Raw genomic sequence first — 26,397 nt, 5'->3', positions numbered from 1 at the left:
TTTGCCCTGCCGCTCTAAGCGACGCGGCGCCCTCGCGACCAAGCCGCGCTCAGCGCCGGAATACCATCGCGCAGGCGAAAGCGGATCAGATCGGCACGCAAACCCGCGCGCAGTTCACCCCGATCGGCCAGACCGGCGGCCTGCGCGGGGGTCTGTGTCACTGTCTTCAGGCCCTGCGCCATGTTGCCCCACAGCTCACCCAGCATCGTGGCGGACAGCAGCAGCGCCGACGGCACGTAATCCGAAGACAGAATATCCAGATGCCCAAGCTCGGCCAGATCCCGAGCGGCCACATTGCCCGAATGCGACCCACCCCGGATCACGTTCGGCGCGCCCATCATGACCTTGATGTCATACGCATGGCAGGCCTGCGCGGCCTCGACCGTTGTGGGAAACTCGGCCAGACGAATGCCGTGACCGGCTGAGATACGAACCTGATCTGCTGTGGTGTCGTCATGGCTGGCAAGAACCGCACCAAACCGGCGCGCCGCCTTGACCGCCTCGGTTTCGTGTTTTTCACCATTGCGTTCCCGCAACCCCCTAAGCTGGGCCACGTGACGCGTGAACATCGCGTCATCCATCGCGTATTTGCCCTTCAGATAGGCTTCGAGCTTGTTCATGTCGCGGAACTGCCGCTGCCCCGGCGTATGATCCATAAGCGAGACCAGCCCGACACGATCTTCGGGGCCGAATTCGGCCAGTTCCTCGATCAGAGTTTCCGAACAGACCTCGGCCCGCAAATGCAGAAAATGGCTGATCTTCAATGCGTCCTGCTCGCGCAACTGCCACAGCTCGCGCGACAATCCCCGGGCATATTCCCCATAACGCCCCGCGCCCGAAGGGATGGAACCCACGCGCATGGCATCAAAGACGGTCGTAATGCCGGTGCTGGCTAGTTCCGCATCATGGGCAATGATGGCCGCGGCGTGCGGCCAGTGTACGTTCGGACGCGGCTGAATGTGACGCTCCAGATTGTCGGTATGCAATTCGACAAGACCGGGGCTGATGTAATCGCCTTCGCAATCCGTCGCCCCCTTGGGGACTGCCACCCCAGTATCGACCTGAGCAATGGTTTCGCCAAGGATGCGAATGCTGCCCGTAACCGTTTCATCGGGCAAAACAAGCGTCGCATTGGCAAGGATCAATTCTTCTGTCATCTGAACTTCACGCAGTTTGGGCTATGGATCGGCCACACAGGTAGGAGGCCAATGTGACATTCACGCGATACGCGATCTATTTTGCGCCATCCGGCGACGCGGACTGGACAAGGTTCGCAACAAGCTGGCTGGGTTGGAACATGGAAACGGGCTCCGTGGCGGCGCATCCCGACGTCGACGGCGTAGACGTAGCCGCCGTGACCGAGGTTCCGCGCAAATACGGCCTGCATGCGACGATGAAACCGCCCTTCCGCCTGCACAAAACCCGAACAGCCGCAGAACTGCAGGACGCCTGCATACGACTGGCGGCATCCTTCGCTCCGGTCACGTTGGAGGGTCTGGAGATTGCGCGGCTCGGCCGCTTCCTCGCCCTGTGCCCCTTGGGAGACACCGCGAAACTTGGCGAACTGGCCGCCGCTTGTGTTCGCGATCTCGATACGTTCCGCGCCCCAGCGACCGGCGCGGATCTGGCCCACCGTCGCGCCAACGGCCTGACGCCGGAACAGGACGCCAATCTGGTCAACTGGGGCTACCCTTACGTGTTGGATTCGTTCCGATTTCACATCACGCTTAGTGGCAAACTGGACAAACCCACGCTTCGCAGCGTTCAGGCGGCACTTGCAACACACCTTGGCCCAATGCTGCCAACCCCGTTTCGGATCGACGACTTGGCATTGGTGGGCGAGGCTGAAGACGGTCGGTTCCATCTGATCCATCGCTACGCTCTTTCCGGCTGAAGCCGGGACAGGATCTCATCCACTGTGGCATCAAGGGGCCCTGAGTTGTCGATTTCGATCACCCGGTTCAAACCTTCGGGCAGCGGAGCCTCCGCCCGACCCAGACGACGCGCTTGTTCCGCTGCACTTTCACGTCCGCGCGCCGACAGGCGTTGTGCCAGAACGTCCGGATCTGCGGTCAGCGTCACGACAATCAGCTCACCAAACACATCCTGCGCCTGCAACAGGACCGCACGCGACAGGTTGACCAGCAACGCCTCGGCCCCGCGGCGCTGATCCGCGACCCCGCCCGGAATTCCGTACTGCAACCCATGGGCGCACCAATGCAGCGCAAATGCGCCATCCTGTGCCATTTGTCGGAACATCTCGACCGGAACACGTTCGAAATCTTCACCGCCTTCGCCTTCGGGTCGCGTGATCACCCGCCGCACCCGCTGAATGCCGTCCACCCGCGCCTCCAACGCCTCCATCACACTGTCCTTGCCCACACCCGAAGGGCCGACAATCGCTATGACGGGGGCCAAGGTCATGCAGCCACCCCCGGCGTGAAATCCGAGACGTTGACCTCGCGATCGCACACCCGCTCCCGCGCCGCGACATCGTGGAAAATCCCGACAATCGCAGCGCCGCGCTCCTTCGCCTCCTGGATCAGCGACAGGACGGTTTCACGATTTTGCGCATCCAGACTGGCTGTAGGCTCGTCCAGCAGCATGGCAGGATATTCATGCGCAAAACCACGCGCGATGTTCACCCGCTGCTGTTCGCCGCCCGAAAATGTCGTCGGGCTGAGTGTCCAAAGGCGTTCGGGAATATTCAGACGCCGCAGCAACCCGGCCGCGCGGTCCAAGGCCGCGTGCTTGTCGCAGGCAACCGCCAACAACGGCTCGGCCACAACGTCAAGCGTCGGCACCCGCGGCACCACGCGCAGGAACTGGCTGACATAGCCCAACGTCTCTCGCCGTAACGCCAAAATCTCGCGCGGCTCGGCACGCGCCACATCCACCCCGCCGACCCGCACCTGACCCGAGGCGGCCAGATAATTTCCGTAGATCAGCCGCATCAGGGTCGACTTGCCCGCTCCGGAGGCTCCGGTCAGGGCCACGCATTCACCCGGTCCGACTTGCAGACAGGCACCTTCCATCACCGGGATCACCGCGCCCCCCTGATTGTGCAGGGTGAAGCTCTTGCTCACGTTGACTAACTCAATCATCGCACTTCATCTTTTCCCAAATACTCAAACCTGCAGAACGCTCGACACAAGCAGCTGCGTATAGGCGTGTTGCGGGTCGTCCAGCACCTGATCCGTCAACCCGGCTTCGACCACGCGACCATCCTTCATCACTATCAGCCGGTCTGCCAGCAGGCGCACCACGGCCAGATCATGGGTGACAATAATGGCGCTCAGCCCCATTTCACGCACAAGCCCACGCAGCAGATCCAGCAGACGCGCCTGAACCGAGACATCCAGTCCGCCGGTTGGCTCATCCATGAACACCAGGCGCGGTCCGGTCACCAGATTCCGCGCGATCTGCAACCGCTGCTGCATCCCGCCCGAAAACGCGGTCGGGCGGTCATCGACACGCTCTGCCTCGATTTCGACCCGGCCCAGCCAGTCGATGGCCTTGTGGCGGATATTGCCGTAGTGACGATCGCCGACCGCCATCAGCCGCTCGCCGATATTGCCGCCGGCACTGACCGACATGCGCAAACCATCCCGCGCATGCTGATGCACAAAAGCCCAGTCGGTACGGCCAAGCATCCGACGTTCGGGTTCCGACATGGTAACGGTGTCAACCGGTCCATTCGCCCGAGTTTCAAAGATCACCTGACCCGCATCCGGTTCCAGATGCCCCGCCAGGCAGTTCAGAAGGGTCGACTTGCCTGACCCGCTTTCGCCCACGATCCCCATCACCTCGCCAGGGTAGAGGTCGAAGCTTACATCCATGCACCCGATCCGTGCACCATAGCGTTTCCGGATGCCTTTGACCTGCAACAAAGGGGTCATGCCGCGCTCTCCTCAGCCAATCGGCCCACATGGCCTGCCTCACGGCGTGACCGGCAATAGTCAGTGTCAGAACAGACAAACATCCGGTTGCCCGCATCATCCATGATCACCTCGTCCAGATAGCTGTCCTCGGCCCCGCATAGATCGCAGGGATGGTCGGCCTTCGTCGCTTCAAACGGATGGTCTTCGAAATCGAGGCTCACGACTTTGGTGTGCGGCGGGACCGCGTAGATTCGCTGCTCCCGGCCCGCGCCAAACAGCTGGATCGCATCCATTTCAAGCTTGGGGTTGTCGAATTTCGGGATCGGCGACGGGTCCATGACATAGCGGCCCGACACCTTGACCGGATAGGCATACGCGGTCGAAATCGCGCCGTGCTGGCTGATATCCTCATACAGCTTCACATGCATAAGCCCGTATTCCTCAAGGCTGTGCATTTTGCGCGTCTCTGTCTCGCGCGGCTCCAGAAAGCGCAGCGGTTCCGGGATCGGTACCTGATAGACAAGTATCTGATCTTCGGTCAGCTTCGCCTCGGGGATGCGGTGGCGGGTCTGAATGACTGTGGCCTTGGCCGTCTCTTCGGTTGTCGCGACGCCCGCCGTATTCTCGAAGAACTTGCGGATCGACACCGCATTCGTCGTGTCATCCGCGCCCTGATCGATCACTTTGAACGTGTCATCAGGCGTCAACGTCGCCGCTGAAACCTGCACACCCCCGGTGCCCCAGCCGTAAGGCATCGGCATTTCACGGCTGGCAAACGGCACCTGATAGCCCGGAATGGCAAGGCCTTTGAGGATGGCCCGGCGTATCATTCGCTTGGTTTGTTCGTCCAGATATGCGAAGTTATACTCAGTCATTTGGCGTATCGTTTTGTTTTTTGGTGTTTTTGTGGACGTAATGTTAATTGGTTCGTTCTTATTGATCGTTTTCTTCTATTTGCTTTGGCACACGCGCCATGCAAAACGGCGACGTGAGGCGCAACAACGCGACCCAACAGACGAATGGAGCGCGATCGGCGCGCCGACGCAGACCTCTCTCGGCAAAAATCCGCCAGCCCGCGCGGATACACCGGAGCGTTCCCAAGCTCACTTCGCCCCGGACGGACAATCCTGAACCCCGTCACAGGAAACCCCTTTCGGTCAGTTCTGCCTCCAGCGCCCGCGGCGTCGTAAAGTGAATACCATCCATGCCAACCGCACGCGCGCCTTCGACATTGTGCAGACCGTCATCGATGAACACACACTCCTCGGGCGCAATATCGGCGCGAGCGCAAAGCAGTTCGAAAATTCGCGCATCGGGCTTCATCACGCCCTCCTGCCCCGAAACGACCAATGTTCCGAACACCTCGCCCAGACGCGGGTGCACCTTCAGTCCTTCAGGCCAGGTTTCGGCTGACCAGTTGGTGATGGCATGAACCGGCGTACCCTGCGCCCTGAGCCGGTCCAGAACATCCCAGGTTCCATGGATCGCGTTTTCAACGGTACGCGTGTACAATCCTACATATGCCGCAAAAAGGCGCTGGTCCTGCGGATCATCAAGTTCCTGTGCCAGATCGGCAAAACGCTCGCCATTGTCTCCACGCGCATTGCGCGCCAGGAAATCCGTGCGTTCGACAAACGCATGTGCGGCGTCTTCCGACCCAAGCGCCTCGACCCAGGCCAGATGCGGTTTCCAGTCGACCAGTACACCGCCAATATCAAAAACAACCGCTTTCATTCTGCCGCCTCCTTCCCAATAATCCGTTCTTCGGCTTCCCGGCGCAGTTTCCGCACCAATTCCAGTTCAGACTGGAAATCCACGTAGTGCGGCAACTTGATATGCTCGAGAAAGCCCGTGGCCTGAATGTTGTCCGCGTGGCTCAGAACAAACTCCTCGTCCTGGGCCGGGGCGCCCAGATCGTCCTCGCCCAGTTCTTTCCAGCGCAGGGCACGGTCAACCAGAGCCATTGCGATGGACTTTCGCTCGGACTGGCCGAAGACCAGACCATAGCCGCGCGTAAACTGTGGCGGTTCGGTTTTGGACCCTTTGAACTGGTTCACCGTTTCGCATTCGGTCAGTTCGACCTCGCCAATCTCGATGGAAAAGCCCAACTCTGGGATGTCCATCTCGACCGCGACCCTCCCAATCCGCAACTCTCCTACGAACGCATGATTGCGGGCATAACCGCGCTGGGTCGAGTAAGCCATGCCCAGCACAAACCCCTCATCCCCGCGCGTTAGGGATTGCAGGCGCAGTGGCCGGTTCGACGGGAACTCCATCGGCTCGCGTGTCAGGTCTCCCGGTGTCTCGTCGCTGGGCGGTTCGTCCTGAATGATATCCTCACCCTTGAGGAATTCGGTGATATGCGGTGTTGCCTCCTGCCTGGCAGAACCTTCGGGCGCAGCAGCCACCTCTCCGTCGGCAGCCAGTTTGAAATCCAGCAGACGGTGCGTGTAATCAAAAGTCGGGCCCAGCACCTGCCCGCCCGGCGCATCCTTGAAGGTGGCCGAGATGCGGCGATCACATGCCATGCCACCCGTCTCAACCGGATTGGAATAACCAAACCGCGGCAGTGTCGTGCGATAGGCCCGGATCAGGAAAATCGCCTCGATCAGATCACCGCGCGCCTGTTTGATCGCCAGCGCCGCAAGATCAGGATCGAACAGGGACCCTTCGGCCATCACGCGGTTCACGGCGAGGCTCAGTTGTTCTCGGATCTGCGCAAGGCTCAGCTCGGTAACATCCGTTGATCCGCGCCGTTCCTCGGCCAGCCAGGAATGGGCGTTTTCGATGGCCTTCTCGCCACCTTTGACAGCAACATACATCGCTTAACCCTCTGCCCTGATCTGCGTGCTGCGCGGCAATGCCGCGACTTGCCTTCCGCTGGTGAAAAAGAAGTCGCATCCCAGTGGGTAGAGCGCCGCATTGCCTTGCAGGATAGCGATATCCGGAAGCGAAAGATGCGCCACCTCCTTGATGCCCGGCCCGCTGAGTGCCGCGCCCTGCTGTTCGAGCGCATCGCATTCCACGATCAGCGTGGCGGAACGGTCCGGATATTCCGGCGTTCCGATCCGGTAGGTTTTCATCAGCATGAGATCCTCCCAGCGACCAACCGCAAAATCGGCCTCGGCCACCGGAACAATCGGCGCGCCGGTATGGAAGGTCAGCCATTTCCGCACCGCTTCGGTATCAGCCTCCCCGGCAAGGTGAACGCGGGTTTCAGGATCACATAGGGTCAACAGCAACGTACCCGCCGCTATGGACAAAGGTGCAGGAGGTTCAGCACCAGTCAGGTCACGAATCTCTCCAGGTCGCGCCATGACGGTCATTGCCGCACGAAAGGCATGTGCGGCATCAACCGGGGCGTTTCGCAAACCGCCCGAGAATTGGGTTTGCGCGCTCATTGATCTTCTCCGCGTACCATGGTGAAGAACTCGACTTTGGTGGCCGCTGCCTTGGCCGCACGTGCCGTCTTGGTGGCCTGCATCTCCCGTGCAAGCGGATCAATCACTTTTGCCCGGACCATGTCGGCAGACCCGGTCTGCATCAGCGCATCGACCAGAGCCGCCGTTCGGGCCTTATCCCGGGATCGGCCCTGAACATAGCCGTGCCCGACCGTGCCATCCTCCAGCACCAGTGAGCATCGCGTCACTGTCATCTCACCCAGATTAAACGGGGCACCCGTGCCACCCGTGCGACCGCGCACCATGACGCCACCGATTTCGGGCGCACGCAGCCATTCATATGTCGGGTTCAGCTGCAGGCCGTCCCATAGCGCCATCAGGGCATCCTGCGGCGCCCGGGCCAGCACACCCATCCATGCCTGCCTGGTTTCGGCTGATTTATCTGTCTGTTCCACCATCATAGCCTCTTGGCCAGGTTGTCTATTATTACTATACAACTAGACAAATATTACACCTGTCGACCTCGAGTCGCAATCTCCGCAGCCGTGAAGTTTTTATGACATGAGCAAAACACCGATCTGGAAAAGCATCGCCCTGACCCTGACCTCGGACATAGCCGAGGGCCGATACAACACCGGCGACCGCCTGCCGACCGAGGCACAACTGGCCGCAACCCATGGCGTAAACCGGCATACCGTCCGACGGGCTTTGTCCGATCTGGCCGAGCACGGGTTGGTCCACGCCCGGCGCGGTGCAGGCGTGTTTGTTTCGGCCCGCCCCACCGACTACCCGATTGGCAAACGTGTCAGATATCACAAGAACATCTCGGCCAGCGGCAAGATCCCGGGCAAACGGGTACTGGCCCTGACGACCCGCGCATCTGATGAGGCCGAAGCGGAAGCGCTCGGCCTGCAAACAGGTGACCCGGTGCATGTCTACGACGGCTTGTCTCTGGCTGACGGGCAACCTGTGGGTCTGTTTCAGAGCGTCTTTCCGGCAGAGCGATTTCCCGACCTGCTGGACGCCCTGTCCGAAAACGCATCGGTGACAAAGGCCCTGCAAACCTGCGGTGTGCCAGATTACACCCGTATTTCGACCCGCCTGACCGCGCGATCCGCCAGCGCAACGCAGGCACTGCACCTGCATTTGACCGAAGGCGCCCCCGTGCTGCATTCGCTGGGGATAAACGCTGATCCTGACGGACAGCCCGTTGAATATGGCAAAACCGTATTCGCGGGTGAGCGCGTAACACTTACCCTAAGCGATGAATAACTGGATTGCTCCCGCCCGTCTTCAACCTCCTGACGGAGGCCTCATCCCGTTGGGCATAGCGCCGCGCTATGCCCAAGGCTGCCAAAGGGTATCGGCGCAGCCGATGTCCCTGCGGGCGCGGGAGCCGTCTTGGCTGACTGGATCACGCCTCGTGTTTTTCCAGAAATGCTTCGGCAGACATGGTACGGAAATCTGGCAGGGCAATACGAAGCCTGCTGTTGTCCCAATCCCACCAGGCCAGTGCCATCATGCGATCTGCAATATCCTCGGGAAAGCGACGACACACTGGTTGTGCAGTCACACCAGCAACAATCGTGTATGGCGCTACATCCTTGGTGACAATCGCACCAGAGGCGACGACCGCGCCATGGCCGATGGTAACCTCGGGCTTGATGATCGCGGCATGACCAATCCACGTGTCATGGCCGATAAACGCCGTGCGACCCGCGCGATGGGCAAACCAGTCGGCATCGTCCTCGGCATCGTCCCAATAGTCAGCTGAACGATAGTGGAAATGATGCAGCGAGGCTTTCTCCATCGGATGATCGGTCGCCCCGATCCGGGTGAAGCTGGCGATGTTCGCAAACTTACCGATCCGGGCATTGGCGATGTCGCAGGTTCGGTCGCAATAGGAGTAGTCGCCGAACTCGGAATTCGCTACGCGGGTACCGGCACCGATCTCGACAAACTCGCCAAAGGTGCTGCCGGTAATCTGGCAATCGCTATGGATGAACGGCTGGTCAGAACGCAGTCGCGCCATGGTCTTTTTGTCCTTGTTCTCAGGTCACGGCAACAGGAACGGCTTGCCCTTGCGATCCCGCGGCTTGCGCGTCTTTCCGGTTTCACCCTGAATCAGACGTCGGCGCAGCCAGCCCGAGAACCAATCCATCAGCATCACCATCAAGATGATCAGGACGATGTAGTAGGCGACCTCTTCCCAGTCTTTTTGCGTGATGATGGCCTGCGTCAGCAGCAGACCGATCCCGCCGCCGGTAATCGCACCGATCACGGTGGCACTGCGGGTGTTGGATTCGAGGAAGTAAAGCAACTGGCTCAACAACACCGGAGTGATCTGCGGGATCACCCCAAAGCGATAGCGCTGTGGCGCGTTTGCTCCGGTAGATTGCACACCTTCGATCTGCTTCTGATCCACATTTTCCAGCGCCTCCGAGAAAATCTTGCCGAATGTGCCAGTATCCGTCACCAGAATGGCCAGCGCCCCTGTCAGCGGACCGGGACCAAAGGCCCGAGCCAGAACAACTGTCCAGATCAGCGCATCCACGCCACGGACAAAATCGAACACCCGGCGCGTGACAAAGCGTACCGACCGCAACGGATTGAAATTGCGCGTCGCCATGAAGGCCAGCGGCAATGCGATCAGGCCGGCCCCGAGGGTTCCCAGAAAGGCCATCAGAATGGTCTCAAAGATCGCCCAGGCCACATCCTGATGCCGCCACATCTTGTTGGTCCAGAAGTCATTGAAGATCGCACCGGCTTCGCCTGATGCGGCACGCCCCATCAACTCCGAGAAAGACTCGCCATAATAAGGGCTATCCAGCGTAAACCAGAACAATTCCCAACCTGTGAAATAGCGGAATACCTCAGAGCGATTGCGGGTGACCGTCAGACGGCCCGCATCCGTCGTGATCGCCAAACGATTCTTGGAGACTTTGATCCATTCAGGCACATCCTCTGACGGCAATTCCGCCTGCACGCCAGCGGATCGGCTGGGTGTCGCGCGTACCCTACCATAACCCGGGATGTCGTACTCGACCGTCTCAGGACCAAAGCGCACAACGTGTCCGTCTTCCAGATCGATCACGGTCGTCTCACCCAACGCGACCCAATCCGGCGCGGTCCCCTCGGGATAGGCACCCTTACGCTCGCCCTCGATGGCAACCGAGACTTCACCATTGCGGTTGTCGCGCTCGACATGGGTCTTGTAGCTGTAGCTGTCCGAAATCAACGTCTTGCCGTTTTCCCAATTGGCGCGTTCGGCCAGCCCGGGCACGTCAAAGGCGAAGAAAACATAGATCAGGTACAGGACAATCAATCCCGGCAATCCAAAGTTCACGATACGCTTGCGGCTGAACAGGCGGTCGGCCTCGGCCTTTAGGTCATCTATCGACAGGTCGGTGGCAAAGGTACTCATGCCGTGGCTCCTTTTTCCGACCCGTGGGTCAGGCGGTCGCGCAGCAACCCGGACAGCTGATCCACGATAACGATGGTGACAAAAAGCAGGATGAAGATGGCCGCAGCCTCATCGTAACGCCCCTGTCCCCAGGACATGGCATTACGTAGCTCATAACCCAGACCACCCGCACCGACGAAGCCCAGAATAGCCGATGCGCGGATGTTGATCTCAAACCGCAATAGCGCATAGCTGACATAGTTCGGCCCGACCTGCGGGATCACGCCCAGATGCATGCGCTGCGACCAGTTGGCCCCGACCGACTGCAATCCTTCCACCGGTTTGAGCGAGGCGTTTTCATTGACCTCAGAGAACAGCTTGCCCAGCGCTCCCGCCGTGTGAATGGCAATGGCGATCATCGCCGGGATCGGACCACCACCCAGAATGAAGATCAAAACCAGCGCAATCACGATCTCTGGTATGGCGCGGAAGATGTCCGAAATCCGGCGGAAGACCGGGATCAGTGATGGCCAAAGCGCCATGCCCCGCGTCGACATCAGCGCCAGAAACGTTCCACCGATCGTCCCGACCAAAGTTGCCGCCGCCGCGATGTTCAATGTCTCGATCAATGCGGGAAAAAACTCGACAAGATTCGCAGGCATCGCGCCGATCTTTTCCCAGGCTTCCGACAACACCTCGGCCGGATAGTCCAGAATGCGATGCCAGCCGTCGGTGAAGCTTCCTGCATTGCGGCTGTCAGCGGTGCGGAATCCCGCCGCCATCAAAACCACGAACAGGATCAGAAGGATACCACCATAGACCCTCTTGCGTCGTGTCATCGCTGTATATTCGTCGCGGATCTGATCGACGCTTTGGGACCCTGCAGTCAGGTCTGTCATGGAATGCTCCTGAGGGGAAAACGGGGTCCGGTTCAATACCAGACCCCGATCATTGGATAGGCAGGCTTAGTTGGACTTCAGCTTGCGTGCTTCGATGATGATTTCGTACGCGTCATGCGTGATCGGCTCGAACGCTTTTGCCTCACCCGCTGCAACACCGTAGAAGCAGTCGCGATCTTTCTCGTGCAGGCCAGCCATCAGGGCAGTCATCTTTTCTTTGACATCCGCAGGCAGCGCGGTGCGCAGAACAACCGGACCTTCCGGGATCGGCTTGGATTTCCAGATTTCGACCATGTCATTCATGTCGACCAGACCGGCATCAACAGCACGGCGCAGGGCGCCCGAGTTGTAGCCGTCTTCCCAGTTGCCCAGACCGTCAGCCCAGGTAACGCCCCCGTCAACGTCGCCATTGTTGACCGCAACGATGGTCTGCTCGTGACCGCCGGTGAACATCACTTTACCAAAATAGTCGCCCGAATCCATGGTCGCACCCGTGGCCTGCGGGATTTCGATCGACGGGATCAGATAGCCCGAGGTCGAGTTTGGATCGCCGAAACCAAAGGTCTTGCCTTTCATGTCATCCAGCGAGGTGATGCCGCTATCTTTGTGGGCAAACCCGATCGAGTAGTAGCCGTAGCCGCCGTCGACATTCACTTTGACCAGAACCGGCTCAACCGCCTCAGGATCGCTCAGATAGGTTTTGGCATAGCCCGACGCGCCCAGCCATGCCATGTCGATGGTGCCGCCGAGCAAACCCTGAATAACGCCGTTATAGTCGGCAGGGGCAAACAGCTTGGTCTCAACGCCCAGCGCCTCTTCGGTGTATTCCCGCAGGCACTCGTTGTTGTTCAGACGGTCCTGAGCGTTTTCGCCGCCCAGAATACCGATGCGGAATTCGCTGATGTCCTGAGCCATTGCAGGTGCGGCCATGGCAGTGGTCGCAACAAGGGCAGCCATTAGTTTTTTCATCTGTCTCTCTCCAGTTTGGTTACCCCGACCTTTCATCGGGCCGGGCGATGAAAGGGGGTGTGTGACTCAGATGGTCGCCTCGGCTTCCATCAGGGCCTTCTGGGTGGCGTCGAGCGTTTCGATCTCGGTCGATGTCGCCTCTTCCGAGAAGCTGGCGTCGGCGCCATAGATTTCGCGGGCAACCCCGGTGGTCAGCTGCTCGGGCAACCCGTCAAACACGATGCGCCCGTCGCGCATACCAACCACGCGGTCGCAATAGCGGCGCGCAGTATCCAGCGTGTGAAGGTTTGCGATGACTGTGCGGCCGTCCTCTTCGTGGATACGGCGCAGGGCCTGCATCACGACCTGCGCATTCATCGGGTCCAGCGAGGCGATGGGTTCGTCCGCCAGTATGATCCTGGGGTCCTGCATCAGGGCACGTGCGATGGCGACGCGTTGCTGCTGCCCCCCCGACAGGGCCTCAGCCCGCTTTGGCGCATGTTCGGCAATGCCAAGACGATCCAGTATGTCGATAGCGCGATGGATATCCTCCATCGGAAACAGGTTGAATATCGTCGCCAGTGTCGAGTGTCGGTTCAGCGTCCCGTGCAGCACGTTCGACACGACATCCATGCGCGGCACCAGATTGAACTGCTGGAAAATCATCGCGCACTCGGCCTGCCAGGACCGTTTTTCCCGGCCTTTCAGCCGGGTAACATCCCGGCCTTCGTACAGGATGCGGCCATCGCTGGAATCGGTTAACCGGTTGAGCATTCGCAACAGCGTCGATTTACCCGCCCCGGACCGGCCGATGATCCCGATCATGCAAGGTTTGTCCACATCCAGCGTTGCCGCATCGACAGCAACGTTGTCACCAAATCGCTTGGTCAGTTTTTCGATACGCAGCACGTGCCACCCCCAAATCGTGTTGGTGGCCAGCTACAGACGGCACTCAACGGGGATGTGTCGGTTCGATGAAAGTTTTGTAACTGCGATCCGTGCTGCAAGTATCGGCCACCCGGCTCCAAGCCCCGCAAATGCGGGATTGGGCCTACCCTTTGACATCAATCGCGGCTATATGCGCGGGCAACACGTTACCTGAGCACGAGGCCAGCCATGAGCTTTGACCGTTCCATCAAGATTGCCCCATCCATCCTGTCCGCCGATTTCGCCAATTTCGGACAAGAGATTCAGGCGATCGAGGCCCAGGGCGCCGACTGGGTGCATGTCGATGTGATGGACGGTCATTTTGTGCCGAACCTGACCTTTGGTCCGCCTGCGGTAAAGGCATTCCGCCCGCATGTGAAGACCGTGATGGACGTGCACCTGATGATCACGCCAGTCGATCCCTACATTCAGGCATATGCCGATGCAGGAGCCGACATCCTGACCGCCCATGTCGAGGCGGGCCCACATACGCACCGCACCTTGCAGGCGATCCGGGCCGCCGGGATGAAGGCTGGCGTTGCGCTGAACCCGGGAACCCCTGCCGAGGCGGTCGAGCATCTGCTGGACCTGACGGACCTCGTTTGCGTCATGACGGTGAACCCTGGATTTGGTGGCCAGAAATTCATCGATATGACCGCAAAGATCCGCCGCCTGCGGCAGATGATCGGTGATCGCCCGGTTCACATCGAGATTGATGGCGGCGTTGATCCCCAGACCGCACCACTGGTCGCTGCCGCCGGGGCGGACGTACTGGTCGCCGGTTCCGCCGTGTTCAAGGGCGGCTCGGTCTCCAGATCCGAAGTTTACGGTGCAAACATTCAGGCAGTCCGGGCGGCCGCAAACTCCGCACTCTAGGCGTCATCGCGGCCAGAGAACCCTGGGGAACTCTTGGCAACGAAACCCAAGCCCGCATGTAACAGGCTTGGGACACCGGCATTCAGCCCTGACAGCAAGAGCCTTTATACAGGAAGGCTCTTGCAGGGTGATCAATCTGCGCCGAACGCTCCAATATAAGACACACCGTTCGCGCCAGTGGTCTGGAATGTCCCGCCAACTTCTTCCGCATTGGGGCCGTAGAAAACACCATGTGCCTGACCGCGGGTTCCCGAACCGGCGACATTCGCCACGAACCCCGAGTTCGAAACGCTGCCGGTACCTGCGAAATCCAGCTCTGGGGCGAGACCGGTGCTCCCTCCGACCAGCAGGCTGTCTGCCACGGTATTGGTGCTGCTCATCGAAACGGTGGAGAAATCTGTCGACACATTGACTTCGGAAACCGTCTGATAGTGGGTTCCATCGGCGCGCCGTGCAATCCCGGTGCTTGCACCCTGATAGCTGGCGGTCTGCCCGCGCGGCATGTCGGCGGTCGGCGTAACCGAACCATAGGACCCGGCGCCCGCGGTACCGGACGGCTGGTTCCGGTCATGCAACCACGCGCCAAATGTCTGATACTCGAACCTTGTCCGGGCTGGGTCCAGAATGGTTGCGCCAGAGTTCAAATCCGGAGAGTTGAAGGTGACCGCTGCCGTACCCTGATCAATCCTGTCACCATTGCGGCTGTCCAGAATGAAACTGGATCCCCCCGAAACAGCCGTCGCCGCAACGATGTTTCCGCCGCTTGTAATCAGCGTCAGATCCGATGGAATGGGGCCAGTCTGGTTTTGAACGATGACCTGACCATTGGCCTGATTTGACGAATACGCCTGCACGACTGCCCTGCCGTTCAAAGTTGCGGTGCCATCCTGCGGCAGATTGATTTTCTGCGCCGGCGTTGTTGAAATCGGCCCTTCGGCAGAATTTCCACCACCAGAGGACGAATCACCACCGCCGCCACCATCAAAATCAAGACCGGCGGCTCCGCCGCATGCGCCAAGGAATAATACGGGGATGAATGCTGCAATCAGGCAACGTGTTTGGGAATTCATAACTGCTCCATAGTCAAATCTGAAACGGCACATTAGTTACTCACCCATACGGCGCAAGTGATGCCGTCCGTGCAATCTATAGGAAATGTTTTTGTTGTTGAAAATGCGACAGGCACCGTGGGCCGAATTGACGCACAAGTTTGTTTTTACGGCAAAAATGGTTTCCCGCAACAACAATAATAGACCGCGCCACTCAATTTCGTTCTGGCGCCGGATGACGTTCAAAAAGGCTTGTTCTTGACCCGTATTCTGCTTACCGCCTTCAGCTTACTGTTTGTCCTGTTGCCCAATACCGACGTCCGCGCCCAGTCAGAAAACAAAGTTCCAGTCGCTGCGTTCGTCGACGAAACGGAAATCGAAGCTTTGTTTCTAAGCGGCCTTGCGGATCTGCAACGCGGACAACCGCAAGCTGCAATCGAAAAGTTCTCCTCGATACTGGCGGCCAATCCGAATCTCGTGCGGGTCAGGCTGGAATTGGCCCGCGCATTCTTTCTGGCCCGTCAGTGGGACCGGGCACGAAACGAGTTCTTTGTCGTTCTTTCCGGCGATCTGCCGGACCCTGTGCGCGCCCGTGTTCTCAGCTACATCCGGCAGATCGACGCCCGCCGGGGGTTCGACTGGGATCTCAGCCTCGGCCTGACCACCGTCGGCAATCCGCGCAAATACGACACGGACCAGATCACACTGAACCTGTTCGGGCTGAATCTGCCGTTCACGTTGGACCGCGACACCTCGACCGAACTCGGCCTGCGCGTCACCGGAGCTGCGAATTTCCGCAAACCGGTCGACCTGTCCTTTTCCAACCTCGATACCGTTGCATTTGCATCATTGGCGTTTGACGTGACCGAGGCGCGAACCTCGAACTACGATGACTACATTTTCGTTGGAAGGTTCGGTCTGCGCACCCTCGCCCCGTTTACCACCGTGTCTTTCGGACCGGCCCTCTCGACCCGACTTGTCGGCGGCAATGTGTTCGAAAACCGCATCGCTCTGGAAACCGCATTCGAACGCAGAAACCTGCTCGGGGGATCCGTTTTTGGCCTGCTGTCCGCGTCGCGCCTGCACAACCCGACAAACAGCGCGCTGGACGGTCATGAGTTTCAGGCCGAGCTTGGTGTTCGCCGGTCCATCGGCGGGCGGGGATCCATCGGGTTGAGCGCACTGATCCAGGACAAGTCGGTGGAAGGCGATCAGGACAATTATTTGCGCAAGCGATTGACCCTGTTTGGTCAGGTGGACACACGCGGCGGCTTCACGTTTCGTCCGTCCGTCTATCTTGAAAACAAGACATTCCAGACCCCTAGCCCGATCCTCACCGCTTCACCGGACGAGACGTCATGGGGTACGGCAGTCAGGGTCGAAAAAAACGATCTGTTTTTCGGCAACGGCTTCTCGCCGTTCCTGCAACTGGAATACAACCGAACTCAGTCTGATATCCGGGCCTACAGCTATACGGAAACCGAGTTTGAGCTGGGCTTCGAGCGGCGTTTCTGAAAATGGGCGGTCACGTCCGCAGGGCAAACCGCTTGCAGGAGTGGAACGGCCTTATGTTCAGCAGAGTCCGCACCCCGAGATCATTCGCGAAGTAGTCTCGGCCGTGCACGAAGCAAAAAAGGGCGTCCTGCGGGACGCCCTTTCCGTAGCTTTTTGCAGATGCGATTTACTCGATGATCTTCGACAAAACGCCTCAGCTTTCCGCGAAAAAACTCATGTTAATTCCGCACGAGCCATGGGGTTTCGACCTTCATCCCTTGATAAACCGCATGCAGAAAAAGATGCGCGATTACTGGATCATTCGAAAACGGCGAGAATTGCAGATTGCCTTCCCTGATACCGTCTTCGGCCTCATAGACAACCTCGTCCCCCTTTATGGTCACAAGTACTTCAAGTTCGGCCAGCTTCTCGGGATCAACAGCAGTTGGATCGTCGGACAAAATGACGAAATCGGCGACTTTTCCAACTTCGATTGAGCCCTTCTGATCTTCTTCGAAATGTTGCCAGGCGGGCCAAATTGTCATGGCTTTCAACGCAGTCATCACATCAACCCTCTGGTGCGGCCCAAGAATGTCACCAGACCGTGTTCGACGTGTAACCGTCGCCGCAAGGACACGCATACTGTCCGGAAAGGCGACCGGGGCATCGTGATGCGTGCCGAACATCATGTCCCGCTCATGCAGCCACCCTGTTGGAGAGATATTGTCGGCATTCACTGGACCGACTGTGTGTTCCCGGTGCCAATCACCCCAGTAAAATGTGTGCATAGGGAAAAGCGTCGGGAACACTCCCAACCGTTTTATGCTGGCAACCTGGTCCTCTCGCAGAAACTGACCGTGAACCAGAACAGGGCGGTTGCCCGGATTCCCATACTTGATCTGCGCCTCTTCGAGGGCCGCAATCAGCATGTCCGATGCCCCTTCACCGTTGGAATGCACGAGGATCTGGAAACCGTTCTCGAAACACCAGTTCACGGCATCCTGGAGTTGCTCCATTGTGATGGCGGAGTATCCTGCATACCCGGCGGCATAGTTGCCAACCGGATCGTAATAGGGTCGATCCCGCAAAGCCGTGAAGCCCTGCGGCGATCCGTCAATTGTCAACTTGCAGCCACCTACCCGAACCCGGTTGTCATAGTCCGCCGAGGTGTTTGCGCCAATATACTCCCTCGACTCGAGAACATCTGGAAACGCGACAACGTCGATAGGAAGCCCTTCTTCTGCGGCAACTTTCTTGAGAGCTTCGACGATTTCACCCGATGACCGGCCTTCTTGCCCGGTCGTATATCCAAACTTTGCCCAAAGTTTGGTTCCGGCTCGGGCAAATGCTGCCAGACCTTCCTCGCCCAGATTCCCCAATATCGGCACCAGAACCGAAAAGAACGCGTATTCTTCCAGAACACCATTTGGTTCCCCGGCCTCATCGTGTTGAATGACACCGCCCGGAGGAGCCTCTGATGCCGCTGTGATACCTGCCAACTCCAGGGCTTTCGAGTTTGCCACACCCAGGTGCCCAGACTGATGAATAATGACGACCGGCAGGTCCTCGGACACCACGTCCAACTCCTGCCGCGTAGGGTGGCGCAGTTCCTTTAATTGGGCATTGTCGTAACCGAAGCCGATGATCATTTTGACCTTTTCAACAGCCTGCGCATTCTCCTCGGCCCAGTCTGTCAGTGTGGATTGCAGACTGGCGATATCAGAGACCTCTCCATCCGGTGGCGCAAGAAGGTTGGCGGACAAAGCCTGCACCCCCCCCAAAACGACATGCCCGTGGCTGTCTACGAAACCTGGAAGCATCGCGCGCCCTTCCAGATCATAGGTTTCGGTTTCTTCACCCTGATGCGCCGACAAGTCAGACAGCGACCCAACGGCAAGAATGCGCCCATCTTTAACTGCGACAGCTTCGGCGGACGGAGCCCCATCGTTCATCGTTACGATGGGCCCTCCGTGATAGATCTTATCCGCAATCTGTTGTGAAGACGCTGAGGTAGATGAGAAAACAACTGCTACGACAAGACAAAATGAACGCGCCGAAAAATGCATCTTATGATCTCTTTCTAATTGCAATGTCTCAATACGAAAGAAGTTAGCATTACAGAAGGCTTAGCAAAAACAAAAAAGGGCGTCCCGTGGGACGCCCTTTCCGTAGCTTTTCGCAGATGCGATTTACTCGATGATTTTCGACACAACGCCGGCGCCGACGGTGCGGCCGCCTTCGCGGATGGCGAAACGCAGACCGTTCTCCATCGCGATCGGCGCGATCAGCTCAACGCCAAACGACACGTTGTCGCCGGGCATGACCATCTCGGTGCCTTCGGCCAGGGTCACGGTGCCGGTCACGTCCGTCGTACGGAAGTAGAACTGCGGACGGTAGTTCGCGAAGAACGGGGTGTGACGGCCGCCTTCTTCCTTGGTCAGGATGTAGGCTTCGGCTTCGAACTTGGTGTGCGGTGTCACCGAACCCGGCTTACACAGAACCTGGCCACGCTCAACACCGTCACGGTCAACACCGCGCAGCAGGGCGCCGATGTTGTCGCCGGCTTCACCACGGTCCAGCAGCTTGCGGAACATTTCAACGCCGGTGCAGGTGGTTTTCGCGGTGTCGCGGATACCAACGATTTCGATCTCGTCGCCAACGTTGATCACGCCACGCTCAACACGACCGGTCACAACGGTACCACGACCCGAGATCGAGAACACGTCTTCGATCGGCATCAGGAACGGCTGGTCAACAGCGCGCTCGGGGGTGTCGATGTAGTCGTCGACAGCCGCCATCAGTTCGCGGATCTTGTTCTCGCCGATTTCCGGGTTGTTGCCTTCCATCGCCGCCAGAGCCGAACCTGCGATGATCGGAATGTCGTCGCCGGGGTAGTCGTAGCTGGACAGCAGTTCGCGAACTTCCATCTCAACCAGTTCCAGCAGCTCTTCGTCGTCGACCTGGTCAACCTTGTTCATGAACACGACCATCTTCGGGATGCCAACCTGGCGGCCCAGCAGGATGTGCTCGCGGGTCTGCGGCATCGGGCCGTCAGCGGCGTTCACAACCAGGATCGCGCCGTCCATCTGGGCAGCACCGGTGATCATGTTCTTGACGTAGTCGGCGTGGCCGGGGCAGTCAACGTGCGCATAGTGGCGCGCATCGGTCTCGTATTCCACGTGGGCGGTCGAGATGGTGATGCCGCGCGCTTTCTCTTCCGGCGCACCGTCAATCTGGTCATACGCTTTGAAGTCACCGAAATACTTGGTGATTGCCGCCGTCAGCGTCGTCTTGCCGTGGTCAACGTGCCCAATCGTGCCGATGTTGACGTGCGGTTTTGTACGCTCAAACTTTTCCTTTGCCATGATGGCCTCCTTTTTCGGTAATGAAGGGAGCCCGTTATCCGAGCTCCCTCAAATCTTCGCTTATGCGTATTTCGCCTGGATCTCGTCCGAGATGTTTTGCGGAACCGGATCGTAGTGGTCGAACTGCATGGTGAACTGGGCACGGCCCGACGACATCGAACGCAGGGTGTTGATGTAGCCGAACATGTTCGCCAGCGGAACAAACGCGTCGATTGCGATTGCGTTGCCGCGCGGCTCTTGTCCAGACACCTGGCCCCGACGCGAGGTCAGGTCGCCGATGATACCGCCGGTGTATTCTTCCGGGGTGATCACTTCGACCTTCATGATCGGTTCCAGCAGTTTCGCGCCGGCTTTGCGCATGCCTTCACGCATACACATCCGAGATGCGATTTCGAACGCCAGAACGCTCGAGTCAACGTCGTGGAACTTACCGTCCAGCAGGGCAACCTTGAAGTCGATCACGGGGAAGCCAGCCAGCGGGCCACTATCCATGACCGAGTTGATGCCTTTCTCGACACCGGGGATGTATTCCTTCGGAACGGCACCACCAACGATGCGGCTTTCGAACGAATAGCCTTCGCCCGCCTCGGTCGGCTGGATCTCCAGCTTGACTTCCGCGAACTGACCCGAACCACCCGACTGTTTCTTGTGGGTGTAGGTGTGCTCAACAGGCATCGAGATGGTTTCACGGTAAGCCACCTGCGGCGCACCGATGTTCGCCTCGACCTTGAACTCGCGCTTCAGGCGGTCCACCAGGATGTCCAGGTGAAGTTCGCCCATACCCTTCATGATGGTCTGACCCGATTCCAGGTCGGTTTCCACGCGGAAGGACGGGTCTTCGGCGGCCAGACGGGCCAGACCCTGGGACATCTTCTCCTGGTCGCCCTTGGTTTTGGGCTCGACCGCGATCTCGATCACCGGGTCCGGGAAGGTCATGGTTTCAAGAACCACCGGATCCTTCGCGTCACACAGGGTGTCACCGGTGGTGGTGTCTTTCAGACCCGCCAGCGCGATGATGTCGCCTGCAAACGCTTCTTCGATCTCTTCCCGGTTGTTCGAGTGCATCATCATCATACGACCGATGCGCTCTTTTTTGCCTTTGGTCGAGTTCAGGATCGAGTCGCCCTTGTTCATGACACCCGAATAGATCCGGGTGAAGGTCAGCGAACCGACGAAGGGGTCGTTCATGATTTTGAACGCCAGGCCCGAGAAGGCCATGTTGTCGTCGGCACGACGTGCGATGTTACGAACTTCTTCCTCGTCGCCGGGTTTGAAGCCCATGTAATCGACAACGTCCAGCGGGCTGGGCAGATAATCGATCACAGCGTTGAGCAGCGGCTGAACGCCTTTGTTCTTGAACGCCGAACCACCCAGAACCGGAACGAAGTGCAGCGCCAGCGTGCCCTTGCGCAGCAGTTTGCGCAGGGTCGGAACGTCGGGCTCTTCGCCTTCCAGGTAGGCCATCATCGCGTCGTCGTCTTCTTCGACGGCCGCTTCGATCATCTTGCCGCGCCATTCGTCAGCCATGTCTTTCAGGCTGTCACGGATCGGGGCCTTGACCCAGCTTGCGCCAAGGTCTTCACCCTGCCACAGCCACTCTTCCATGGTGACCAGGTCGATCAGGCCTTCCAGCTCGGACTCGGCGCCGATCGGAATACCAACCGGAACAGCGCGTGCGCCGGTGCGGTCTTCGATCATGCGAACGCAGTTAAAGAAGTCTGCGCCGATCTTGTCCATCTTGTTGACGAAAACCATACGCGGAACCTTGTAGCGGTCAGCCTGACGCCACACGGTTTCGGTCTGGGGCTCAACACCGGCGTTTGCGTCCAGAACGCAGACGGCACCGTCGAGAACCGCCAGCGAACGCTCAACTTCAATTGTGAAGTCAACGTGGCCGGGGGTGTCGATGATGTTCAGGCGGTGCTTTGGGGTATCGGCGGTCTGACCGTCCTCGGTGCGCTCCCAAAAGGTGGTGGTCGCAGCCGAAGTGATGGTGATGCCGCGTTCCTGCTCCTGCTCCATCCAGTCCATGGTGGCTGCACCATCGTGCACCTCACCGATGTTGTGGGATTTACCAGTGTAATACAGGATACGCTCCGAGCAGGTGGTCTTACCTGCGTCGATGTGCGCCATGATACCGAAGTTGCGGTATAGTTCGAGCGGATATTCGCGTGCCATTTGGATAAGCCTCTGGGATTACCAACGGTAATGGCTGAAGGCTTTGTTCGCCTCGGCCATCTTGTGGGTGTCTTCGCGTTTCTTGACGGCGGTACCGCGGGACTGAACGGCGTCCAACAGTTCGCCTGCAAGGCGCTCTTCCATGGTGTTTTCGTTGCGGCCACGGGCGGCGGTGATCAGCCAGCGGATGGCCAGAGCTTCGCGGCGCTCGGGGCGCACTTCGACCGGAACCTGATAGGTTGCACCACCAACCCGGCGCGAGCGAACCTCGACCGACGGTTTGATGTTGTCGAGCGCTTCGTGAAACACTTCGACCGGGGCGCGCTTGATCTTGTTCTCAACGCGGTCAAACGCGTTGTAAACGATGCGCTCTGCGACCGACTTCTTGCCGTCGATCATCAGGTTGTTCATGAATTTGGTCAGTACCTTGTCGCCAAATTTGGCGTCAGGCAGGACTTCGCGTTTTTCGGCGGCGTGACGACGTGACATATCAGCCTCTCCTTCTTACTTGGGACGCTTCGCGCCGTATTTCGAACGACGCTGCTTACGGTCTTTGACGCCCTGAGTATCCAGAACACCGCGCAGGATGTGGTAACGCACACCGGGAAGGTCTTTCACACGGCCGCCACGGATCAGAACAACCGAGTGTTCCTGCAGGTTGTGGCTTTCACCCGGGATGTACGAGATGACCTCGAACCCGTTGGTCAGGCGCACCTTGGCAACCTTACGCATAGCCGAGTTCGGCTTCTTCGGTGTGGTGGTGTAAACACGTGTGCAGACGCCGCGTTTCTGCGGGCACTGCTCCAGGTGCATGGACTTCGAGCGTTTTACTTTCGGCTGCCGCGGCTTGCGGATCAGCTGTTGAATAGTTGGCATTCCGGTTTCTTCCCCGTTTTGCAACACACATGACATGCACGCGCGTTGCGTGCGGTTAAACTTGCTGCACTCATGCGTCCACAAGCGCAAAACCCGCGAGCGTTCCCATTCCGAGGTGAACGTCGCGGTTTGTTATCAGAGGGCGCGAACTGCAAAATTGTCCGGGCCTTGACCAGTTCATTACTGAAATCGGTTATGGGGCGGCCCCCGATACCGAGATGACGCGCGTAATAGGGGGAGTCGGCCCAAGTGTCAACAGTGCCCTGTCCAACCGGCTTTCGCGGCCGCGACAAAGGAGCGGGCCGCCGCTTGCGATACACCTAATGCAGGGGCATAGTCCCGGCAAGATCCTAGTTTCCGGACATCCAATGCAAGTCATCGGCCTGTGCCGTTTTTCCTATCCCGCCCTCGGCGGTTTTCAGATCGAACACGAGAGCCTGGAGGACAGGCGGCGTTATCTTTACAGTCCCAGGCGGCTGGAAGAACGGTTCAGGCTGTTCGAATCCAGCACCCTGCCCTGTTTTCACGAGCAGACCGATGAAGATTTCCAACTTCTGATCGTGATCGGGGATTGCCTGCCCACACAGGCCCGTGACCGGCTGCGCGACCTGACCGCCAAGATCCGCCAAGTCCGGATCATCGAAAGACAGCCTGCCCGACATCGCAAAGTCATGCAGGAAATCCTGAACGCTGCACGTCAGGACCCGGACCAGCCCTGCCTGCAGTTTCGCCACGATGACGATGACGCTGTTTCCGTCGACTTCGTCGAACGCCTTCGCCTTGCGGCGCAGGATTGCCGGGGACTTCTTGAAAACAACCTTGCGGTCGGCATTGATTTTAACAACGGATTTCTGGCCCGCATGGATGCGACAGGTATTCGGGCGTTGAATGTATACAGCGATCTCGTCACCGCCGGTTTGGGAATGCACGTTCAGGGCGGTTGCCCGCTGACGATCATGAATTTCGCCCACAACAAGATCGCTCGGCGCATGCCCGTTGTCAGCTGTCCGGACGCGCCCATGTGGGTGCGTTCACTGAATCAGTTCAACGACTCGCCCCAGACCCGCAACAGCAAGGCCGGTCTGTCAGACCTCAGCCCCGAACAGGAAGGCGAGTTTATTGCGCGATTTGCCATTGACCAAAACGTCGTTCGGCGGGTTCACTCCGCCGGTTGATGCGACCGCTCGCGGAACAGTGTGAACAGGCCCGCGCCCACGACCAGAGCTGCGCCAAGCATTGTCACGGCATCCGGCCAGTCGCCGAAAACGGTCCAGCCCAGCCCCAGGGCCCAGAGCAGGCTGGAATATCGGAAGGGCGCGACAAATCCGACCTCACCAACCCGCATCACCATGACGCTCAACAAATAACCCATCAGAACAAATACCGCGGCCGATGCAACCAGCAGGCCAGAGCCGGCCGTGACAGGCACCCATCCTTCAACGACCGAAGCAACCGCAGCCGCGGTCGTGATCGAAAACGATGTCGCCAATGTCACAACCATCGATGGCACATCCGCCGACATACGCCGCGTGATCAGATCGCGCGCCGTGACCGAAGCAACAGCGATCAGCGCATAAAGCGCATAGATACTGAACCCGTCCGGGCCGGGACGGACGATCAGCAACATTCCGGCAAAGCCCATGGCGATCGCGGTAATACGCCGCCAACCGATATGTTCGGAAAAGAAAAGCGCGGCGCCAAGGGTGACCGTCAGCGGAAGCGCCTGCAACACGGCAGTGACATTCGCCAGCGGCATATGCTTCAGCGCTGTCAGGAAAAAGAACGTTGCCGACAATTCGCTGAGACAGCGCAGCGCGACCAGCCACTTGTCATGGTGCGAGAAATTCAGGTGCAACGCCCCAAGATGCCGGGCGAGAATGAACACCAGACACGAGGCCAGCAACCCGCGCAACGCAACCAGTTGAAACAGCGGCAAATCATCAAGCGCCACCTTCACCAGCGTGTCATTCACGGTAAACGCAGCCATGCTGCCCATCATCAGCAAAGCGCCTTTTAGGTTTGGGGTCATTTCAATCAGGCCCGGTCTCAAATCAATCGAGGCATTGGCGCTTTTGGGACCAGTTTTGTCAACTCATACCAGTGACGCCGAAAGGTCATCGGGCTGCGTTGGCAACCAGGGTTCAGCATTCCCCTGCGGAGGCTTGAAAAACACACCAATTGACTGCAGCCCAAAGTTGGCGGCCGCTTATCGAAGTTCATGTTCATGCGACGACCGCGCGCGCTCGCACTCAATTTCACGGTTCAGCTTGATTTCCGCGCCACGACTACAAACTGCGTAACCGAAAAGAAAAAGCGACCCTGCTCCGCAAGTCTGACTTGTTCGTCGAACCAAGCTTGTGCGACAGCTGACTCAATTTTTGCACTGTTCACTACAAATTGCTTCATGAGATGCATCATCATGATAGCAATCCCATCCGGCTTTAACTGATGATCCGTCATCGTGATCGATACGACATCCTCCACACTATGCCCGCTTTCCCTGATTAGGGCTGGCAGTCGTTCCGGAACTGTTCCACTAGCGAAGTGTTCGTTCCAGATGGAAAGCACAAGCTGCATTCTCTCTGGTTCATCGCTGAACCAAATGAGACTGCCGAAATGAAGATCGCTGATCACAAACCGCCCTGCAGGTTTGAGGCAACGCATCGCCTCGTCGAAGGCCGCCCCGATATCTTCAACATAATCAAATACTTGAACAGAAACAGCTTTGTCAGCGATTTCATCCGCAAGTGGCAGATTGCCGGCAACACCTTCAAGAAACTCAACGCAGGAGTAATCCAGGCATCTGTTCTTTCCGACCGCCAGCATATCTTTACTTGGATCCACGCCCACGATCCGACCCGACGGGCCAACCGCGCGCGCGAGCTCTGCGGTCAGCAGACCATTTCCGCAACCAATATCCAAGATGGTCTCGCCCGGACTTGGATTGAGAGCATCAAAGGAAGCGCGTCTTCTTCGAATAATGTCGGCACCCTGATAGGCAACGTCCAATATCTTGGCGGTTTCCCGGTCAAACTTGAGCATTTTCGCCCCCAGCATCAAGTCTTAAGCTTACCACATTGCAGCGCGGCCTTATTGAATA

Annotated in this window: 27 protein-coding genes; 5 read left to right on the top strand and 22 right to left on the bottom strand. The window is 58.6% G+C overall.

The genetic code is table 11. From position 1 onward, the window contains the following. Positions 1-14: 14 nt before the first annotated feature. Positions 15-1,157, bottom strand: coding sequence for an alpha-D-ribose 1-methylphosphonate 5-triphosphate diphosphatase (locus ACR1XU_RS08425; RefSeq protein ID WP_480909050.1), 1,143 nt, complete (start codon positions 1,155-1,157; stop codon positions 15-17). Positions 1,158-1,210: 53 nt separating this feature from the next. Here ACR1XU_RS08425 and ACR1XU_RS08420 point away from each other — a divergent pair, with 53 nt between their 5' ends. Then, entirely contained in the window at positions 1,211-1,894 is a 684-nt protein-coding gene (locus ACR1XU_RS08420) for a DUF1045 domain-containing protein (protein WP_480909049.1), read from the top strand. Here the strand turns inward: ACR1XU_RS08420 and phnN are convergent. The 8 genes from phnN to phnG form a co-directional block, all read right to left on the bottom strand. Continuing rightward, positions 1,876-2,424: a phosphonate metabolism protein/1,5-bisphosphokinase (PRPP-forming) PhnN gene (gene phnN / locus ACR1XU_RS08415; protein ID WP_480909048.1), complete on the bottom strand. Its 549-nt coding sequence runs from the start codon at positions 2,422-2,424 to the stop codon at positions 1,876-1,878. The genes ACR1XU_RS08420 and phnN overlap by 19 nt on opposite strands. Beyond that, positions 2,421-3,104: a phosphonate C-P lyase system protein PhnL gene (gene phnL / locus ACR1XU_RS08410; protein ID WP_480909047.1), complete on the bottom strand. Its 684-nt coding sequence runs from the start codon at positions 3,102-3,104 to the stop codon at positions 2,421-2,423. Before phnL ends, phnN begins: the two co-directional genes overlap by 4 nt. A gap of 24 nt (positions 3,105-3,128) precedes the next feature. Continuing rightward, the gene (gene phnK, locus ACR1XU_RS08405; RefSeq protein ID WP_170613527.1) at positions 3,129-3,899 is read right to left on the bottom strand and encodes a phosphonate C-P lyase system protein PhnK; all 771 of its coding nucleotides are present in this window, start codon (positions 3,897-3,899) and stop codon (positions 3,129-3,131) included. Then, the gene (locus ACR1XU_RS08400) at positions 3,896-4,756 is read right to left on the bottom strand and encodes an alpha-D-ribose 1-methylphosphonate 5-phosphate C-P-lyase PhnJ (RefSeq protein WP_480909046.1); all 861 of its coding nucleotides are present in this window, start codon (positions 4,754-4,756) and stop codon (positions 3,896-3,898) included. The genes phnK and ACR1XU_RS08400 overlap by 4 nt, the downstream gene beginning before the upstream one ends. A 262-nt stretch (positions 4,757-5,018) precedes the next feature. Then, positions 5,019-5,615 carry an HAD family hydrolase gene (locus ACR1XU_RS08395; protein ID WP_480909045.1) on the bottom strand — a complete coding sequence of 199 codons (597 nt, stop codon included), beginning with the start codon at positions 5,613-5,615 and terminating at the stop codon, positions 5,019-5,021. Then, the gene (locus ACR1XU_RS08390; protein WP_480909044.1) at positions 5,612-6,703 is read right to left on the bottom strand and encodes a carbon-phosphorus lyase complex subunit; all 1,092 of its coding nucleotides are present in this window, start codon (positions 6,701-6,703) and stop codon (positions 5,612-5,614) included. Before ACR1XU_RS08390 ends, ACR1XU_RS08395 begins: the two co-directional genes overlap by 4 nt. A 3-nt stretch (positions 6,704-6,706) precedes the next feature. After that, positions 6,707-7,282 carry a phosphonate C-P lyase system protein PhnH gene (gene phnH, locus ACR1XU_RS08385; protein WP_480909043.1) on the bottom strand — a complete coding sequence of 192 codons (576 nt, stop codon included), beginning with the start codon at positions 7,280-7,282 and terminating at the stop codon, positions 6,707-6,709. After that, positions 7,279-7,740 (bottom strand): phosphonate C-P lyase system protein PhnG, encoded by a 462-nt coding sequence (phnG, locus tag ACR1XU_RS08380; protein ID WP_480909042.1) that lies wholly within the window; start codon positions 7,738-7,740, stop codon positions 7,279-7,281. The genes phnH and phnG overlap by 4 nt, the downstream gene beginning before the upstream one ends. Positions 7,741-7,843: 103 nt before the next feature. On the opposite strand from phnG, the gene phnF reads away from it, so the two are divergent. After that, entirely contained in the window at positions 7,844-8,554 is a 711-nt protein-coding gene (phnF, locus tag ACR1XU_RS08375; protein ID WP_170807658.1) for a phosphonate metabolism transcriptional regulator PhnF, read from the top strand. A gap of 142 nt (positions 8,555-8,696) precedes the next feature. Here phnF and ACR1XU_RS08370 read toward each other — a convergent pair whose 3' ends face one another. The 5 genes from ACR1XU_RS08370 to phnC form a co-directional block, all read right to left on the bottom strand. After that, positions 8,697-9,314, bottom strand: coding sequence for an LbetaH domain-containing protein (locus ACR1XU_RS08370; protein ID WP_480909041.1), 618 nt, complete (start codon positions 9,312-9,314; stop codon positions 8,697-8,699). A gap of 24 nt (positions 9,315-9,338) precedes the next feature. Continuing rightward, positions 9,339-10,706 (bottom strand): phosphonate ABC transporter, permease protein PhnE, encoded by a 1,368-nt coding sequence (phnE, locus tag ACR1XU_RS08365; protein WP_480909040.1) that lies wholly within the window; start codon positions 10,704-10,706, stop codon positions 9,339-9,341. Continuing rightward, entirely contained in the window at positions 10,703-11,584 is an 882-nt protein-coding gene (phnE, locus tag ACR1XU_RS08360; RefSeq protein ID WP_480909039.1) for a phosphonate ABC transporter, permease protein PhnE, read from the bottom strand. The genes phnE (ACR1XU_RS08365) and phnE (ACR1XU_RS08360) overlap by 4 nt, the downstream gene beginning before the upstream one ends. A gap of 66 nt (positions 11,585-11,650) precedes the next feature. Further along, positions 11,651-12,553, bottom strand: coding sequence for a phosphonate ABC transporter substrate-binding protein (phnD, locus tag ACR1XU_RS08355; protein WP_480909038.1), 903 nt, complete (start codon positions 12,551-12,553; stop codon positions 11,651-11,653). Between the two features lie 66 nt (positions 12,554-12,619). Next, a complete protein-coding gene (gene phnC, locus ACR1XU_RS08350; RefSeq protein WP_480909037.1) occupies positions 12,620-13,441 on the bottom strand; it encodes a phosphonate ABC transporter ATP-binding protein in 822 nt (273 codons plus the stop codon). A 207-nt stretch (positions 13,442-13,648) separates the two neighbouring features. On the opposite strand from phnC, the gene rpe reads away from it, so the two are divergent. Then, positions 13,649-14,335 (top strand): ribulose-phosphate 3-epimerase, encoded by a 687-nt coding sequence (gene rpe, locus ACR1XU_RS08345; RefSeq protein ID WP_480909036.1) that lies wholly within the window; start codon positions 13,649-13,651, stop codon positions 14,333-14,335. Between the two features lie 131 nt (positions 14,336-14,466). On the opposite strand, the gene ACR1XU_RS08340 is transcribed toward rpe, so the two are convergent. Then, the gene (locus tag ACR1XU_RS08340; RefSeq protein ID WP_480909035.1) at positions 14,467-15,405 is read right to left on the bottom strand and encodes a transferrin-binding protein-like solute binding protein; all 939 of its coding nucleotides are present in this window, start codon (positions 15,403-15,405) and stop codon (positions 14,467-14,469) included. Positions 15,406-15,642: 237 nt separating this feature from the next. Between ACR1XU_RS08340 and ACR1XU_RS08335 the strand changes: the two genes are divergently transcribed. Further along, on the top strand, positions 15,643-16,899 hold the full coding sequence (locus ACR1XU_RS08335) for a surface lipoprotein assembly modifier (protein ID WP_480909034.1): 1,257 nt from the start codon (positions 15,643-15,645) through the stop codon (positions 16,897-16,899). A gap of 218 nt (positions 16,900-17,117) precedes the next feature. On the opposite strand, the gene ACR1XU_RS08330 is transcribed toward ACR1XU_RS08335, so the two are convergent. The 5 genes from ACR1XU_RS08330 to rpsL all read right to left on the bottom strand — a co-directional run bounded on the left by ACR1XU_RS08330 (position 17,118) and on the right by rpsL (position 23,297). Further along, the gene (locus tag ACR1XU_RS08330) at positions 17,118-18,830 is read right to left on the bottom strand and encodes an amidohydrolase (protein ID WP_480909033.1); all 1,713 of its coding nucleotides are present in this window, start codon (positions 18,828-18,830) and stop codon (positions 17,118-17,120) included. 237 nt (positions 18,831-19,067) lie between these two features. Then, complete coding sequence (gene tuf / locus ACR1XU_RS08325) at positions 19,068-20,243, bottom strand: elongation factor Tu (protein ID WP_480903598.1); 1,176 nt, start codon at positions 20,241-20,243, stop codon at positions 19,068-19,070. A 60-nt stretch (positions 20,244-20,303) separates the two neighbouring features. After that, complete coding sequence (gene fusA, locus ACR1XU_RS08320) at positions 20,304-22,421, bottom strand: elongation factor G (RefSeq protein WP_480526885.1); 2,118 nt, start codon at positions 22,419-22,421, stop codon at positions 20,304-20,306. 18 nt (positions 22,422-22,439) lie between these two features. Further along, a complete protein-coding gene (gene rpsG, locus ACR1XU_RS08315; protein WP_039529242.1) occupies positions 22,440-22,910 on the bottom strand; it encodes a 30S ribosomal protein S7 in 471 nt (156 codons plus the stop codon). A 15-nt stretch (positions 22,911-22,925) separates the two neighbouring features. Further along, the gene (gene rpsL, locus ACR1XU_RS08310) at positions 22,926-23,297 is read right to left on the bottom strand and encodes a 30S ribosomal protein S12 (protein WP_005621086.1); all 372 of its coding nucleotides are present in this window, start codon (positions 23,295-23,297) and stop codon (positions 22,926-22,928) included. A 368-nt stretch (positions 23,298-23,665) separates the two neighbouring features. Here rpsL and ACR1XU_RS08305 point away from each other — a divergent pair, with 368 nt between their 5' ends. Beyond that, complete coding sequence (locus ACR1XU_RS08305) at positions 23,666-24,472, top strand: putative rhamnosyl transferase (protein WP_480903434.1); 807 nt, start codon at positions 23,666-23,668, stop codon at positions 24,470-24,472. Here ACR1XU_RS08305 and ACR1XU_RS08300 read toward each other — a convergent pair. Together ACR1XU_RS08300 and ACR1XU_RS08295 are read right to left on the bottom strand one after the other, a co-directional pair. Continuing rightward, a complete protein-coding gene (locus tag ACR1XU_RS08300) occupies positions 24,457-25,326 on the bottom strand; it encodes a DMT family transporter (RefSeq protein ID WP_480526882.1) in 870 nt (289 codons plus the stop codon). The genes ACR1XU_RS08305 and ACR1XU_RS08300 overlap by 16 nt on opposite strands. A gap of 233 nt (positions 25,327-25,559) precedes the next feature. Further along, positions 25,560-26,339, bottom strand: coding sequence for a methyltransferase domain-containing protein (locus tag ACR1XU_RS08295; protein WP_480903437.1), 780 nt, complete (start codon positions 26,337-26,339; stop codon positions 25,560-25,562). Positions 26,340-26,397 lie beyond the last annotated feature (58 nt).

The sequence above is a fragment of the Ruegeria sp. D1(2025) genome, from assembly GCF_056536425.1.
Note: the sequence above shows the minus strand (reverse complement) of the source record. Positions and strands in the feature narration are given on the sequence as shown.

Bases quoted from the DNA above. Each gene is read 5' to 3' on its own strand.
- ACR1XU_RS08425 (WP_480909050.1), bottom strand. From the start codon at position 1,157: ATGACAGAAGAATTGATCCTTGCCAATGCGACGCTTGTTTTGCCCGAT.
- phnN (WP_480909048.1), bottom strand. From the start codon at position 2,424: ATGACCTTGGCCCCCGTCATAGCGATTGTCGGCCCTTCGGGTGTGGGC.
- phnL (WP_480909047.1), bottom strand. From the start codon at position 3,104: ATGATTGAGTTAGTCAACGTGAGCAAGAGCTTCACCCTGCACAATCAG.
- phnK (WP_170613527.1), bottom strand. From the start codon at position 3,899: ATGACCCCTTTGTTGCAGGTCAAAGGCATCCGGAAACGCTATGGTGCA.
- ACR1XU_RS08400 (WP_480909046.1), bottom strand. From the start codon at position 4,756: ATGACTGAGTATAACTTCGCATATCTGGACGAACAAACCAAGCGAATG.
- ACR1XU_RS08395 (WP_480909045.1), bottom strand. From the start codon at position 5,615: ATGAAAGCGGTTGTTTTTGATATTGGCGGTGTACTGGTCGACTGGAAA.
- ACR1XU_RS08390 (WP_480909044.1), bottom strand. From the start codon at position 6,703: ATGTATGTTGCTGTCAAAGGTGGCGAGAAGGCCATCGAAAACGCCCAT.
- phnH (WP_480909043.1), bottom strand. From the start codon at position 7,282: ATGAGCGCGCAAACCCAATTCTCGGGCGGTTTGCGAAACGCCCCGGTT.
- phnG (WP_480909042.1), bottom strand. From the start codon at position 7,740: ATGGTGGAACAGACAGATAAATCAGCCGAAACCAGGCAGGCATGGATG.
- phnF (WP_170807658.1), top strand. From the start codon at position 7,844: ATGAGCAAAACACCGATCTGGAAAAGCATCGCCCTGACCCTGACCTCG.
- ACR1XU_RS08370 (WP_480909041.1), bottom strand. From the start codon at position 9,314: ATGGCGCGACTGCGTTCTGACCAGCCGTTCATCCATAGCGATTGCCAG.
- phnE (WP_480909040.1), bottom strand. From the start codon at position 10,706: ATGAGTACCTTTGCCACCGACCTGTCGATAGATGACCTAAAGGCCGAG.
- phnE (WP_480909039.1), bottom strand. From the start codon at position 11,584: ATGACAGACCTGACTGCAGGGTCCCAAAGCGTCGATCAGATCCGCGAC.
- phnD (WP_480909038.1), bottom strand. From the start codon at position 12,553: ATGAAAAAACTAATGGCTGCCCTTGTTGCGACCACTGCCATGGCCGCA.
- rpe (WP_480909036.1), top strand. From the start codon at position 13,649: ATGAGCTTTGACCGTTCCATCAAGATTGCCCCATCCATCCTGTCCGCC.
- ACR1XU_RS08340 (WP_480909035.1), bottom strand. From the start codon at position 15,405: ATGAATTCCCAAACACGTTGCCTGATTGCAGCATTCATCCCCGTATTA.
- ACR1XU_RS08330 (WP_480909033.1), bottom strand. From the start codon at position 18,830: ATGAACGATGGGGCTCCGTCCGCCGAAGCTGTCGCAGTTAAAGATGGG.
- tuf (WP_480903598.1), bottom strand. From the start codon at position 20,243: ATGGCAAAGGAAAAGTTTGAGCGTACAAAACCGCACGTCAACATCGGC.
- fusA (WP_480526885.1), bottom strand. From the start codon at position 22,421: ATGGCACGCGAATATCCGCTCGAACTATACCGCAACTTCGGTATCATG.
- rpsG (WP_039529242.1), bottom strand. From the start codon at position 22,910: ATGTCACGTCGTCACGCCGCCGAAAAACGCGAAGTCCTGCCTGACGCC.
- rpsL (WP_005621086.1), bottom strand. From the start codon at position 23,297: ATGCCAACTATTCAACAGCTGATCCGCAAGCCGCGGCAGCCGAAAGTA.
- ACR1XU_RS08305 (WP_480903434.1), top strand. From the start codon at position 23,666: ATGCAAGTCATCGGCCTGTGCCGTTTTTCCTATCCCGCCCTCGGCGGT.
- ACR1XU_RS08300 (WP_480526882.1), bottom strand. From the start codon at position 25,326: ATGACCCCAAACCTAAAAGGCGCTTTGCTGATGATGGGCAGCATGGCT.
- ACR1XU_RS08295 (WP_480903437.1), bottom strand. From the start codon at position 26,339: ATGCTCAAGTTTGACCGGGAAACCGCCAAGATATTGGACGTTGCCTAT.